The organism is Arthrobacter gallicola, assembly GCF_014836775.1.
GTDB lineage: Bacteria > Actinomycetota > Actinomycetes > Actinomycetales > Micrococcaceae > Arthrobacter_B > Arthrobacter_B gallicola.
This window is the reverse complement of record NZ_JACSQD010000007.1, coordinates 36,366-50,614: the sequence shown is the minus strand read 5'-3', so window position 1 is coordinate 50,614 and position 14,249 is coordinate 36,366. Positions and strand designations below refer to the sequence as shown.

Sequence of the window (14,249 nt, the reverse complement as noted above, 5' to 3'; positions counted from 1 at the left end):
GTGGGAAACATGGGGGAAGCCGGCGGCATCTTGCCGGGTCTGTACGAGCGACTGCACACCCGAGGGCTCAAAGGGCAGTTAGAGAGCAATCCTGAGCTTGCGCCAATATTTGAACCCGTTCCTGCCACCGAATCTCCATCCGTCCTCGCTCAGCACATCGCGGAAAAGGTTCGCGTCCTCCTGGACGGCGCCAACCCTGAAGACAGAGTGGCCCTGGCAAACACTGTCCTTGCGACCATCTCAGCAGACCTTGTCGAACCAGGCCCCACCCAGCTCCTGTCACTCTTCCCGCCGGACTCGCTGAAACGCCGCCAGCTCCGACGCCCCTCCACGCCACTGCGCAAACCTGCCCTGCTGACCAACGGCAAGGACGACCCCAATCTCGCAGCAGAACTGCGCGCAGAAATGGGTTCCGCCAACAACATCGACCTGCTGTGCGCATTCATTCGTTGGACGGGTCTGCGCCTCCTCGAACCAGCCCTCGAAGAGGCCCGTGATCGAGGCATCCCCATCCGGGTCATCACCAGCACCTACATGGGCGCCACGGAACGGCGAGCGATCGATGAGCTGGTCCTCAAGTACGGGGCCGAAGTCCGGATCAACTACGAAACCCACGCCACCCGCCTCCATGCCAAAGCCTGGCTGTTCCGCCGGAACACCGGATTCGACACGGCCTACGTCGGCAGCTCGAACCTGAGCGCACCGGCGATGCTGGACGGGCTGGAATGGAACGTGAAACTCTCCTCCGTGGGAACCCCGGAACTGCTGCGCAAGTTCGAGATCACCTTCGACAGCTACTGGGAACAACCGGCTTTCCAGCCCTACGACCCGGAGACCGATGGCGACCGGCTGGACGCGGCACTGGCCCGCAACGGCGGCCGCACCACGGTCCGTCCGGACAGCACCACAGGACTGGAGATCCAGCCGTATCTGCACCAGCAGGAAATGCTGGAGAACCTCGAAGCGGCCCGCACGGTCAACGACCAGCACCGGAACCTGCTCGTCGCAGCAACCGGAACCGGCAAGACCGTCATTGCGGCGCTGGACTACAAACGGCTTCGCGAAGCTGCCGGCCGCGAACTGTCCCTGCTGTTTGTTGCCCACCGCCAGGAAATCCTCAAGCAGTCGTTGCGGACCTACCGGGATGTTCTGCAGAAGGGCTCTTTCGGCGAACTGTGGGTGGGCGACCACAAACCCACCCAGTTCAAACACGTCTTTGCGAGCGTTCAGTCACTCTCGGCGCTGGGAGTGGACAAAATCGCCCCGGAGCAGTTCGACGTCGTCGTCATCGACGAGTTCCACCACGCGGAGGCACAGACATACCGCAGGCTCCTGGACCGGCTGCGTCCCCAGGAACTGCTGGGGCTGACGGCCACCCCCGAGCGCGGCGACGGCGTGAACGTTGCGGACCAGTTCTTCGAGGGTCGCATTGCCGGCGAGCTGCGGCTATGGGACGCGCTCGACGCCGATCTGCTGGTGCCGTTCCACTACTTTGGCGTGGCTGACAACGTCGATCTGAGTCAGGTCGAATGGAAGCGCGGCGCCTATGACACCACCCAGCTGGACGCGCTTTACACGGCAACGATACACGTGCCGCCAAGGTCATCAGCGAACTCCGGGACAAGGTCACGTCCACCAGTGACATGCGTGCCCTGGGCTTCTGCGTGTCCGTGCAGCACGCCGGTTACATGGCGGAGGTTTTCAACCGTGCCGGCATCGCTTCCCAGGCGGTCTCCGGGGACACACCTGAGGTGGAGCGGACAGAGGCGCTGCGGCGGTTGCGCACCCGGGAGCTGAACTGTCTTTTCGCCGTCGACCTCTTCAACGAGGGGCTGGACCTGCCCGAGATCGACACGATTATGCTGCTCCGGCCTACGCAGAGCGCCACGGTGTTCCTCCAGCAGCTGGGCCGTGGGCTCCGCCGGGCGAAGGACAAAGCTGTACTGACGGTGCTGGACTACATCGGCCAACAGCGCCGCGAGTTCCGGTTCGATGCCAAGCTGCGGGCGCTGACCGGTCTGCGCCGGAAGGCACTGGAGAAAGCGGTAGAGGAGGGCTTCCCGTTCCTGCCTTCGGGGTCGCAGATCATTCTGGACCGGGTGGCGCAGCAGACCGTGCTGGAAAACATCCGTGAGCAGCTGCGGGTCAACCGGAAGCAGCTGGTGGCTGAGGTCCGGTCCTACGGGGAGCCGGTGCTGGAAGATTATCTGCGCGAGTCCGGGCGGGACCTGCCCGATGTGTACCGTAAAACCGGGGACTCCTGGACCTCTCTCATCCGTGAAGCCGGCCTGGTGGACATCAGCCAAGCGCACGACGTCGTACTGGCCTCCCAGCTCAACGAGCCTTCAGAGCTGGAAGAGGACCTGCTGCGCCGGATGACCGCGATGCTCTGCGTCGATGATCCGGAACGGGCGGAGACCTACACGAAACTGGTCTCGGAACATGCACCCCGCTACGACGAGCTGAGCGACAGGGAGCAGATCCTGGCCCGGATGCTCTTCTTCGCGCTGTGGCCGAATGGGGGAGGGCACACATCCTACGACGCCGGACTCCGGTTCCTGCGGAGCTATCCGTTGGTCTGTGCGGAGATCCGGCAGCTGGCCGCCCTGGGCGTGCAGCGTTCCGGGTATGCGCCCAAGGGGCTGGGTCTGGGGCTGCAGCAGATTCCGTTGTATTCGCACGCCACGTACCGTCGGGAGGAAGTCCTGGCCGCACTGGGATACTTCGCGCTGGGCGGCAAGTCCAGTCACCGGGAAGGTGTCGCGTGGTGTGCGGAGACGAAGACCGACGCGTTCTTCGTGACGCTGGATAAGGACGAGAACGAACGTGCGGCGTCCATCATGTACAAGGACTATGCGATGAGCCCCGAGGTGTTTCATTGGGAGTCGCAGAACGCGACGTCACCGGAGAGTGTGACCGGCCGGCGGTACATCAACCACAAGGCTCTGGGATCGAAGGTTCTGCTCTTCACTCGGGCACGGCAGCGGGATGAGAACGGGATGACTATGCCGTACACCTGCCTGGGGCAGATGGACTACATGTCGCATTCCGGGTCGAAGCCTGTGGCCATCGTGTGGAAGCTGCACCGGGCGATGCCAGCGGATGTTTTTGTTGAGGCTGGTGCTGTGGCGCATTAGCTAGTGGATTCACATCGTCGCGCAGCCCAGGGCTGGCTGTAATGAACCTCGCCAGCGTTCAATGTTAGATCAGCACGTAATGCCCTGGAGAAATTGGTCGGGTGATAACTCTGCTCTCACGTGTTCACGTGTTCCCAATCTCAGGGTTAGATCCATCGCTCGATGAAATCGAGACATTGACACACGGCTCCCGCTCACACCTGATGAAGAACTCTGCTTTGGTGAGTGAGAGGCATTGTTCGTCAACTGGGGAGGGCCGGCTATATTGAGGTCGCAAGCTACCCACCTGTGACCATGGGCAAAATACCCACAGGCTGTCCTAAAGACCCCGTCTGACCACAGAGTGGTGGCCGGAACTACTCCTCGGTGAGGAACCGATCAGGATGCTCCTGCCGGTATTTCCGCACCCAGGTCCCCAGTGTTCCCTCGTTCACACCGATATCCGGTGCCACTCGGGCGATCGGACGACCCGAGGAAATCACAAGTTCCACCGCGTCGTTCTTGTACTTCTGGCTATACCTCTAACGGTCGGTCATGCGAAGAAGGGCTCCTAACAAGCTGTCTCACAAAACCATACGGCCGCAGAACCACGAAGAGCCCCTTTGATTTTAGCGATTCAGGAGCGCTGTGCTAATTGGGTGCCGGTTCCCGTTCGCTCAATCGAAGGTTGAATCTACCGAAGCAACCGCCCTGATGCCGGGCGCTTGCACCAGCATAGTTAGTTCGGGCACGCCTGCGCTAAAGTGTTTTGCCCGCGCCAAAAAGTTCTCTCATGCGAGACTCAAGACATCCCCCGCAACGCTTGCTGACGAACCACATTACGAGTGGAAAGCAGAAGTTCCCTAGATTGCATAACTGCTGACTCAGCCTTGACTAGTTGGTCTACAGAGCGTTCGATATCAGCCACTATGTATTTTTGAGTGTCAAGCTGAGGTACGTGCACTTCTATGTCGTAAATCTTCTTTCCAGAGATCAGCGGCTGTGCGCTCGAACTCGTATTGACTCGAAGATTCGTATGGGCCAACAGATAGTAAAGAAACTGTTTGTCAATCTCGTCCTCGTTAAATCGAGCGACTAGAGCATTATCTGTGACCCAGCATTCTTCTTTCGACATGTGCACAGCGCCACAGTAATAGCCCACCCTACCTATGGCGATTGTGCCTGCAGGGTAACAAGCCTGATCATGGTAGCCAGTGACCCCATTGCCGCCATACACAGGCACGCTGCCGTCGGGATGCATCTCTTTCGCAGTGAGACCCTTCCCTGAAGAGACCCTTAGGATCTTACCGAGTGGTTCAACTCTCCATGCCTCAGGTGGATTCGCCTCATAGTTCGGAGTGCCGTAACCTGCGAGCAATGTCTGCACTAGGGCGAACTGCTTTTTCGGGAACTCATCTAGGAATTGGTCGAGGCGTTCGAGTATGTTGTCGATCTTTTGGTTTGTCGCCTGTAGCTTCTCGACGATTGCCTTCTGCTCATTAAGCGGAGGTAGAGGGATTGGAAGTGATAGCAAGACTGCGCGGGAAATTCCTGGTATGAGCCCTACTGCCTGTTGCTGGATGCCCTGAAGCACCTCATTAACATGTTGCAGAAGGTAGGTCACTTCTATTAGTTCGCCGGGCTGAATTGCCATGATCTGGCGACTCAAATTAATTTGGGGTTCTTGTTGGATATGCAGCTTCCCGACAGTACCTTTCACAGATATCAATAGGTCGCCAGACTTAGAGACAACCTTAGGGTGCACGATCCAGCGTTCAATGGTCAGCCCTGCGTCTGAAAGGTTGCTCGCGCCCATAACATATGGAATACCCGTCCCTTCAGCATTGCATTCAGATAGAGGCTCATCTCGGCCAGAGAGCAAATTACAAATCGATCCCAGCCGCACCCATCTCCAGTGCGCTGGAATCTCATAGGCCTGTTCGTCTTCGGGTACGAGTGCTTCAACGGGGATGTTGTCGAAGTCGATGATCAGCGGGGGTGTGCGTTTCCTCGCCATCGTCACTCGACCTCGTTGTCTTTGACACTGAGTTCTGCGGAGAGAGTGCGTAGCAGGTCGACTGCTTCATCGAGCAGGTCGGCTGCCTCCGCCGTCATCTGGCCGGGGTCTATGTCGTTAAGGTCGTTGGCGTTGTCGCTGGCGCGGAGCAAGCCTCGGTCGAGTGAATCGTCTTTGTCCGCGATCTCTTCGCGCGTGAGATGGCTCCACCGCTCGTCCGCAATAGTGGCGCGGTCGGATGCGGCGTATGCGGACTCGAAGTCAGTGAAGTGCCCGGTGGTCAGCGGTGTCCTTTTGCCGAACGATGGCATGTTGGTACGCAGGTCGTAGAACCAGATCCCACTGGTGTTGCCTTTGTCGGTTTTGCCGCGCTCGAAGAACAGCACGTTGGTTTTGACCCCTTGTGCATAGAAAATACCGGTGGGAAGGCGCAGGATTGTGTGCAGGTTGCACTTGTCCATAAGGTCCTCGCGAATGCGTCTGCCATCTCCATCGGCGAAGAGCACGTTGTCAGGCAGTACCACTGCCGCACGCCCTCCAGGTTTGAGGCTGCGGTAGATGTGCTGCAAGAAGTTGAGCTGCTTGTTCGAAGTTGGGAAGGTCAGGTCGTCACGGCTTGCGCGCTCGCCGCCCTTCTTGGTTCCGAATGGCGGGTTTGTGAGTACCAGGTCGAAGCCGCGCACGTTCTTGCCGAGTGGTGAGAGCGTGTCACCGAGGGTGATGGGCGCTTCGATGCCGTGTAGCATGGCGTTCATGAGTGCGAGGCGGTGCGTATCATGCACGAGTTCGACGCCTGTAAATGCTTGTTTGACTTCGAACTCTGCTTGGTCTTGGCCGAGGGTGAAAAAGTCGTCGGTCGCTTCGCGGACGTGCTGGTTCGCGGCGATCATGAACCCGAAGGTGCCGCAGGCAGGATCGTTACACTTCTCGCCTGGTTGAGGATCCATGAGCCGGACCATCACATCGATGAGCACACGCGGGGTGAAGTACTGGCCTGCGCCAGATTTCTTTTCATTCGCGTTCTTTTCGAGTAGCCCCTCGTACAGGTTGCCGAGGCCTTCTTCGCGTGCGGAGTACCAGTCAAGAGCGTCGATGGAAGAGATGATTTTCTTGAGGTTGGCGGGTTCGTCAATGTTGGTTGACGCACCGGCGTAAATCTCCTGCACGCGCCCTGTGGCCTCTTCGCCGAGATGTTGCAGGAGGTTGCGGTAGTAGCGTTTGAGTTCAATGCCTGACTTGGTGCGGAGTATATCCCACCTGTATTCGGCGGGTATTTGATCCTCGGTTCCGGTTTCTTTGGCCATCTTCAAGAACAAGATGTACGTCAGTTCGGTGACGTACTGGTGGTAGGTGATGCCGTCGTCGCGGAGGACGTGTGAGAGTCTCCATAGCTTAGCTACGATGTCTTGGTTGTTCACTAGGCCGATTCTTCCTGATACATGTAGGTGTTGATGTCTTCGATGACGGCTCCGAGCCGCCCTCTGAATGCTTTGTCGATGCGTGCGAAGCCGCCTTTGCTTCGGAACCGCACGTCTTCGTCGAAGGTGTCACGGGTGATGATTTCTTCGTTGGCGAGATAGTCGCGGACGCGACCGAGCCAGGTCTGCTCAATCTTGCTGGGCTGGTATTCGATCTGGATCTTCGACAGGGCAAAATCGATGCATTGGTGGTGGGTAAGTAGCGGGGAGCCAATGGCGTATCGGCGTACGAGAGAGATGATGTCAGCAGTGATCTCCGTGTTCGTCATCTCTGAAACAGCACTGGAGAGTTTCTGAGAGGTGAACCCGGCACGGTCGAGTGTCATCTTGAGTGATTTGAGTTGTTCGCGAGTTAGATCGGATGGCTTGGTGCAGATAATCGTGAGCGCCGCGATCTCGTTCTGGTTGTTCCGCACGTATTGTGTGAACTCTTCCAGGTAGTCTTCGGGGCGCTTGGTGTCTCCGTAGTCGCGCGTGTGGGTGAGGAGTTCATCTGCCTTGTCGGAGATCACGAGGCGCTTTGCGCCGCCGAATGTGTTGCCATCGAGGTAATCGAACAATTCGGAGTGTTCTTTCACCCATTCGGCAGCATCTTCGGGGCTCATGTCGCGTAGAGTCTCCGCTACTTCTTTCAGCCCTTTCCCGCCCGCGAGATCACTAGTGTGTTCTGCTGCCTGTCCTTTGACTCGGTGGGTGCGGCGCTGCAGTTTGGCGATGATCTGAGTGATGACGGAGGCCAGCGATTCGCCCTCGCTATCGAAATTCTCGGAGGCGAAGTCGATGCCTTCGATGAGGTCAGAGAAAGAAGTGTTGGGGTTCGCTGCCAGTGGCTTCATGGTGTTGACACGGTCGAGAGCGTCGTAGACACCGACCGGGTCGTAAATATCGAACTTCTCCTTGCCGATCTCGGGACAGAGCCTGGTCGCACGACCAAGCATCTGCTCGAACAGGATGCGCGAGCGAACCCGCCTCAAGAAGACAAGTGAGGTGAGTTCAGGCACGTCGATGCCGGTAGTGAGAAGGTCTACGGTGACAACGATTGATGGGAAGCGTTCGTTCTTGAACCGTTTGATCGCTTCTTTAATCTTCTTCTTGTTGCCGCCCGCCACACTGCCAGTAATTTTCATGATCGCATCGGTGTCGACCCCGGAGTCGGCGTAGATGTCCTTGAGGAGATTCACGATCATGTCGGCGTGAGCATCATCGACAGCGTAAATCAGGGTCTTGCCGTAGACCTCTGGGGAGGTCGGGTCAAGATCCTGTGCGATTTCTTGGAGCACCGCACGGTTGAAGTCTTCAGTGATCACTTGCCGGTTGAACTGGTCGAGGTCGAACGTGACCTCGTCTTCAAGCTCTGCGCTGTTGGTGATCTCACCGGTTTCAGGATCGTAAATCGGCAAAGTTTCACCTTTGTCGAACTTGATCCCGTCGCTTGAGAGCTTCGTGGTGAGCCGGTGCGGTGCATCGTGGTCTACGAGCCAACCGTCGATGACCGCTTCCCGGTAAGTGTACGTATACACGGGCTGTCCAAAGATCTGCGTTGTGTGAAGCGCAGGGGTGGCGGTCAGCGCGATCTTCGAAGCGTCAAAGTAATCGATCACGCTTCGGTACGCAGACTGATAGTCGAACTGGTCTCTGTATAGAGCCTCGTCCTCTGTCATGTCCTTATCGAGCAGGTAGCCTCGGTGGGCTTCATCAACGATGATGAGATCGAAGTCTGACACGACAGGTTTCGAGTAGCCGTCGCTGTAGAAGACTCGTTTAACCATTCCCTGCACGGTGGATACCTGTACTCGTAGCTCAGGGTCGAGGCCAGCTTCTTCGAGACCCTGAATCGAGTACAACTCATCAAGGGTCATGAGTTCTTCTAGCTTGACGTCTCTGAAGGTGTCTTCGGCCTGCTCCCCCAGACTCGTGCGATCCACAAGGAACAAGATCCTGCGGAACCTATCGGTCTTCAAGAAGCGATAGATCATCCCCAATACGGTGCGCGTTTTGCCGGTGCCAGTAGCCATCGCGAGTAGCGCATGAGCCTTCCCACCGGTAATCGCGTCCTCTGCAGCATGAATTGCGTCAATCTGGTAGCCGCGAAGATTCAGCCCATTCGGGTTGGTGAGCAGATCATCGCCGAGGTTTGCGAGCGCGTTGTTAGCTGCGCCGGTATCGGCTTCAAAAACATCCATAAGTCCAGTGGGGCTATACCAGCCCTGTAACGCGCGTGGTGCGTTATCGGTGCTTCGCACATCGCGGAACCACACGCCTGACTTGGTTCGATACTGCTCGAGGTACAAGCGACCGTTCGTCGCGAAAATAAACGGCACCCGGTAGTCACCCCATACCCCGAGTGTGAGTTCGCGGTGTTCCGATTTGATGGTCTGGGCATAGTCTTTCGCCTGGTAATCCAAGACTGAAGGAACGTCCTTGTGTGTCGCCTTCGCTTCGACGACAGCCACGAGTTGATTGCCGATGAAGAGTGCATAATCGGCGAAACCACGTGTGCCGCCGTTTGCGAGAGCCGAATCTGTCGGCCATTCGGCTATTGCGATGTTCCTGCCAACTTGTGGTCGCGTACCTTTGGAATACCGCAGAGTTTCAGTGTCAGCCTCCCACCCGACTTGCCGCAGCTGTTCATCGATCAGCAGGCGTGTCTCAGCCTCGGTGCGTGGGCGCTGGTTCGCTGCCTTTTCACTACGCTCGCGTCGCGCAGTCTTCGTGACTGCGGGTGCCGCTTGAGCTTTCTCTTCGTCGACTGCAATCAGGGCAGTCTCGTCGTGCTCCAACGCCCGGATATCGGGTGCAGCCGTACCGGTGGCAGGAAGCGCGTACGCGGGAACAGTGAGATCTACAGGGCCATATGTTGTGGCGAACCAGCCGGTAAGCGAATGAACGACGGGAAGGAACTGGCTTGCTGCTGCTTCATCGCCCCACCCATCGTGGGCAGCCTTGTTGCGTGCTTTGCGCAGAAGATGCAGGACATCGACGACGTCCTTGGGAAGCAGCCCCTCGCGTTGGAGCGCGTCAATGCGGGTTACGGCTTTGTTCTCGTATGGCTCCTCCACGCGGTCGAACTTGAACATCATCGACACGATGGATTCGCCGATCATGCCCTGCTTCATGAGAGAAGAGTTTGGGTCAGACTGGCGGTATGCCTCGGCGATGCTACCAAGGTTCGCAAGCGAGGGGAAGGTGTCCGCGAGATAGTCAAAGTTCGAGGCCATATCAAGCACCTGCTTCCTCGTTTGTAGCCAATTCTGCTACTTCGTGAAGTTGGCAACCCAACGCTTCGCAGATGCGCACGAGAACACCAGTGGTGACGTTCTCGTTGCGTCCAAGTTTTGCGATGGTGGCACCGGACAGTCCACTCATCTCGCGGAGATCTTGACGTTTGAGATTCTTGTCTATGAGCAACTTCCACAACGGTTTGTAGCTGATTGACAATACTGGTTCGTGCGTCATTCGTCTGTTCCTTCCCCAACGTCATAGACGTCCTTCAAGTACCCGTAGCGGCCTTGGCCGCGGTTCTTTGTGAAACTGATCTGATCCGCCGATTCGTCAAGGGTGAGGCCCTTCATGTGGAAAACGGCAGCGGGAATTTCGTCAACCGTTTTGACCGTGATGCCATAGCGTGCGAGGTTCTCCTGAAACTTGGCAGAGCGTCGATGCCGATCTCAGAGCATAGATCTTCAATCTTGGATTGATTAATATACTGGTGAAATCTGCTCGCTTTCCATGCGGGTAACTTACGTCTTCCGTTGAAGAACTTCGCAAAGTCTGTCTCGTTTATGCCTTTCCAAGCCCCGGCAGTGATTGAGGTCTTGCCGGGACTTGGGATGTTTTCGTGTGGCGAGGGGGTTTTCAAGCTCTTCTGTGTCGATAATCGCATCGAAGTAGTCCTTCATGAACCCTTGCGTCGTACGCGAATACTGCGTGACGAACGGGCGGAGAAGCTGACAGAAGACGCCGAGGGCATATGTGTTTTTGGGCTGGTCTGCCATCCGTCACTCCTCATCTTCGAGCTTGGGCTCGCATCACCCAACGCGTCCGTCTGAAGAGCACTGATGCTCATCCGAACCTGTCTGCACCTATCTTACCCTGCTCGCGACACAATCCTGAAGATGAAGTTTATAAGTGCAAACCCAACTGCTTGTTTGTGAACTTGATGACGCGTATCCACCTTCGCCGGTTGTGCGGAATCTTGCCTGCCTTAGAAGCGTCGTCTGACGCTAGTCGCATCTCGTCGTTTTTCGTCGCGCTCTCGAATGCCCCTCCTCCGTAGCTTGGGATTAGTTGCTTCACAGGAGCCTCTTGAGTGGCAACGATCCAGGTGACTGGTTGGAGCTGACGAGCGACATCCGGTCACAAACTTCTACCGCTCGGGCGCTAGCTACGCCGAGTTCACAATACAGATCAAGCTTGGCTTCTTTTCGCCTACTTCAGGGGGAACTGCAGGAGCCGCTGAGGGCGGTCACCGCCTGGTGAACCGCCTTCACATGTTCCAGCACTCACCCCTCACGTAGTTCGAAGCCTCTCCGGCAGTTCCTCCGCAACCACGCGGAGGAGTCATGAAACTCATCATCAAGTCAGAACCGACCCATAACTCAACCCTCGCGTCATCTCGTTCGGGGACGTTCGAAATCGTCGACAGCGAAGCAACCCTGCTCATCGACTGGGACTACCCCCAGCAGTGCGCTGACCCAACGGTGAAAAGCCCGTGCATCGCAGCGCTCAGGAAGCAGCTGATGTGCAGCTTTCCCGTGCTGAGTACAACAACTGGCACAACTACCACCGCCAAGATCATGACGGCGCGAAGTTCTCGTCGTTCGAGGTTTGGAACGAGCACGGCGACCTGCCCGTGGGTGCCACACCTTCACCTGAAGATATCTATCTGGCGAACCTCGACGATGAAGCTCAGCTTCGTCGCGCTCAGGTAGTGCGCGCGGCGATCAACGCGTTACCGCCAGTGCAGCGCACCATCGCTGAGGCTCTTTTCGATGACCGCAAGCGCCCTGTCGATGTCGCCACAGAACGAGGAGTATCGAAAGCGGCAATCTCGCAGACATTGGCTAAGGCACTTAAGCGGATTGAAGAAGTGGTGCTGGCCTCGGGGGTTAACGATCTGAACGACGCTGGCCTTCCCGTGAGCGGCACGCCGGGTGCGGCTCAGGAAGGAAACCTCTGACGAGCAATCAGCCCCGAATCCGGGTAGCGAAGACTCCGAACCCAGATGCAGCTCTCTCAGTGCGTCAGATACGCCCTAGCGGTCGACTGCTTCGGTCAGTATTCGGCACTGCTAAGCCGCGCCCGAAGATGGCGATCCTGCTGCCAGGCGCAGACACTGTCGCCGTCGAGGTCGCTATCCGAGAAACGGGACTGCCCCCGGTTTTGTTGACTCCTTGACCTAGCGGGCTGGTGCTCGTGGAAGGATGTTGACCATGCCGACGGCTTATGGGGCGGAGTTCCGCCAGGGTGTAACGGATGTGGCCCGCAAGGGTGAAGCTCCGCTGGCGCAGATTGCGAAGGATTTCGGACTTTCGGTCACCACGCTGAAGCGCTGGATTGCGATCGCCGAGCGTAAGGAAGCCGGAGCCGCCCCGGCAACGGCACACTCTGCCGAGATACGTGAACTGAAGAAGCGCAACCGTTTGTTGGAGCAGGAGAACGAGATTCTGCGCCGGGCTGCCACCTATCTGGCGAGGGACATCAACCCAAAATGATCTACCCGCTGGTCACGGATATTGCCGCCGGAGGGATTCCCGTGGCGGTGACCTGCTTAGGTGTTGGGATTCAGCAAGCAAGGCTATTGTCGGTGGAGAGCGAACCCGGTGACGGAACGGGACTGGGTCGATGCGCACCTGGTGAACGCTGCTTTGGAGATCCATGCCGATGATCCGGTGTTTGGCTATCGTTTCATTGCCTATGAACTCCCGGAGAAAGGCTTCACGGCCGGGGAGAACAGAGTTCAGCGCCTGTGCAAGGACCACGGCATCTGGTCGGTGTTCTCCAAGAAACGTGACCTGAACCGCAAGCCCGGACCACCGGTCCACGAGGATCTGGTGGAGCGGGACTTTACTGCCGCGGCACCGAACGAGCTCTGGCTCACCGACATCACCGAGCAACCCACCGATGAGGGCAAGCTCTACCTCTGCGCGATCAAGGACGTCTATTCCGGCAGGATCGTGGGCTACTCAATGGACTCGCGAATGAAATCCTCATTGGCCGTCGTCGCCGCACATTGGAGAACCCCGTGCGGGCACGCCGCCCGTCAGGAACGGTGCTGCACTCGGACCGCGGCTCGCAGTTTCGATCCGGCCGTTTCGTTGAATTGCTCCGGCACCACGGGCTGACCGGATGGATGGATGGGTCGGGTGGGTGCGTGCGCGGACAATGCCGCGATGGAATCGTTCTTCTCTCTGCTGCAAAAAACGTCCTGGATCGTCAGCAGTGGGGCACCCGGCAGGAACTCCGGCTGGCCATCACTACCTGGATCGAAAGGACTTACCACCGCCGGCGACGACAAAGACGGCTGGGAAAACTCACGCCCATCGAATATGAAACAACCAACCGAACCGCGCTCATAACTGCCTAAGACCCCAAGTCAACAAAAGTCGGGGCAGTCCGGCTGCGTATCGCCGTCAAGCTGAATACCCCGGCTACCGTGGAAAGCATCCGCGCGCTGAACTTGGACCACGTCATCGTGGACACCGGCGCCGTCCGGCCCAAGCCGGACTTCCCGGGCGGCGACCTGCCGATCGTGCAGACCGGCGACACCCTGCGCGCCATGATGCTCGGCGTCGCCACCGCCGAGGAAGCCGGCGCCGTGCTGAGCACCCTGGGCAAGCTGCCCTCTTGTATCCCTGAGATATATCTGTAGCATCTCTGTCATGCAGGTCACATTATGACGTCCACGGATAACGTCCTCCCGCTGCCCACCGGCCCCACCCGGGGCAGCCCCACGGACACCACCAAAGACGCCACCCAGTCCCAACCCGAACGGATCCGCGGGATGATCCGGCGGCAGATCATCCGCGCCGAACTGCGGCCGGGACAGATCTTCACCGAGCCCGACCTCGCCCGCGAATACGGCGTCTCCAAGACCCCGGTCCGCGAAGCACTGCAGATGCTCACCGTCGAAGGCCTGGTCAATGTGCTGCCGCGCAAGGGCTACATGGTGCGCAGCCTCAGCTTCCACGACGTCCGCGAAGTCATGGACCTGCGCCTCATCCTCGAACCCCCGCTGGCCGCCGCAGCCGCACGCAACGTCACCGCTGACCTGGTCACGGACCTGCGCAGCCTCGTGGAAGACCAGTTCCGCGACGGCAACACCCTGGAAGACCGGCTCGCCGCAGCCCGCGACTTCCACGTCACCTGCTCCCAGGCCTCCCGCAACACCCGGGCCGCAGCAGTAGACCGCAGCCTGACCGACGAAGTCATGCGGTTCTACCACCTCATGCCGACCGCCCGCGATCACTTCGCCTCCGCGGAAGAACAAGATGCGCATGAAGCCATCTTCGACGCCGTCGCCACCGGCAACGCCGAAGCCGCGCAGGAACTCATGCACAACCACCTGCTCGAATCCAACGCTGCCATGATCCGCACCTTCTACAACGCCGGACCGCTCTAACCCCGCCGCTCCAGAAC

7 protein-coding genes and 3 pseudogenes are annotated in these 14,249 nt (G+C 58.3%); 5 read left to right on the top strand and 5 right to left on the bottom strand.

Features of this window, described 5'->3' with window-relative positions; genetic code table 11:
* The first annotated feature begins 9 nt into the window (after positions 1 to 9).
* Positions 10 to 3,137: pseudogene (locus H9639_RS14270) on the top strand (DUF3427 domain-containing protein).
* A 356-nt stretch (positions 3,138 to 3,493) separates the two neighbouring features.
* Here the strand turns inward: H9639_RS14270 and H9639_RS14265 are convergent.
* The 5 genes and pseudogenes from H9639_RS14265 to H9639_RS14245 all read right to left on the bottom strand — a co-directional run.
* Positions 3,494 to 3,646 (bottom strand): annotated as a pseudogene (locus tag H9639_RS14265) (transposase); the annotation flags it as partial.
* Between the two features lie 272 nt (positions 3,647 to 3,918).
* The gene (locus H9639_RS14260; protein WP_225219656.1) at positions 3,919 to 5,133 is read right to left on the bottom strand and encodes a restriction endonuclease subunit S; all 1,215 of its coding nucleotides are present in this window, start codon (positions 5,131 to 5,133) and stop codon (positions 3,919 to 3,921) included.
* A 2-nt stretch (positions 5,134 to 5,135) separates the two neighbouring features.
* Entirely contained in the window at positions 5,136 to 6,551 is a 1,416-nt protein-coding gene (locus H9639_RS14255; RefSeq protein WP_191808744.1) for a class I SAM-dependent DNA methyltransferase, read from the bottom strand.
* Positions 6,551 to 9,829: a type I restriction-modification system endonuclease gene (hsdR, locus tag H9639_RS14250; protein ID WP_191808743.1), complete on the bottom strand. Its 3,279-nt coding sequence runs from the start codon at positions 9,827 to 9,829 to the stop codon at positions 6,551 to 6,553. Before hsdR ends, H9639_RS14255 begins: the two co-directional genes overlap by 1 nt.
* Position 9,830: 1 nt before the next feature.
* Positions 9,831 to 10,049, bottom strand: coding sequence for a helix-turn-helix domain-containing protein (locus H9639_RS14245; protein WP_191808932.1), 219 nt, complete (start codon positions 10,047 to 10,049; stop codon positions 9,831 to 9,833).
* 1,273 nt (positions 10,050 to 11,322) lie between these two features.
* Between H9639_RS14245 and H9639_RS14240 the strand changes: the two genes are divergently transcribed.
* From H9639_RS14240 to H9639_RS14225, 4 genes and pseudogenes are all read left to right on the top strand, one after another.
* Positions 11,323 to 11,790 (top strand): sigma-70 family RNA polymerase sigma factor, encoded by a 468-nt coding sequence (locus H9639_RS14240; protein WP_191808742.1) that lies wholly within the window; start codon positions 11,323 to 11,325, stop codon positions 11,788 to 11,790.
* Positions 11,791 to 12,043: 253 nt separating this feature from the next.
* Positions 12,044 to 13,197 (top strand): annotated as a pseudogene (locus H9639_RS14235) (IS3 family transposase).
* Positions 13,198 to 13,266: 69 nt separating this feature from the next.
* Positions 13,267 to 13,482, top strand: a complete 216-nt coding sequence (locus H9639_RS14230) for a hypothetical protein (protein ID WP_191808741.1) — start codon at positions 13,267 to 13,269, stop codon at positions 13,480 to 13,482.
* Positions 13,483 to 13,506: 24 nt separating this feature from the next.
* Positions 13,507 to 14,232 (top strand): GntR family transcriptional regulator, encoded by a 726-nt coding sequence (locus H9639_RS14225; RefSeq protein WP_191808740.1) that lies wholly within the window; start codon positions 13,507 to 13,509, stop codon positions 14,230 to 14,232.
* The last annotated feature ends 17 nt before the right edge of the window (positions 14,233 to 14,249 follow it).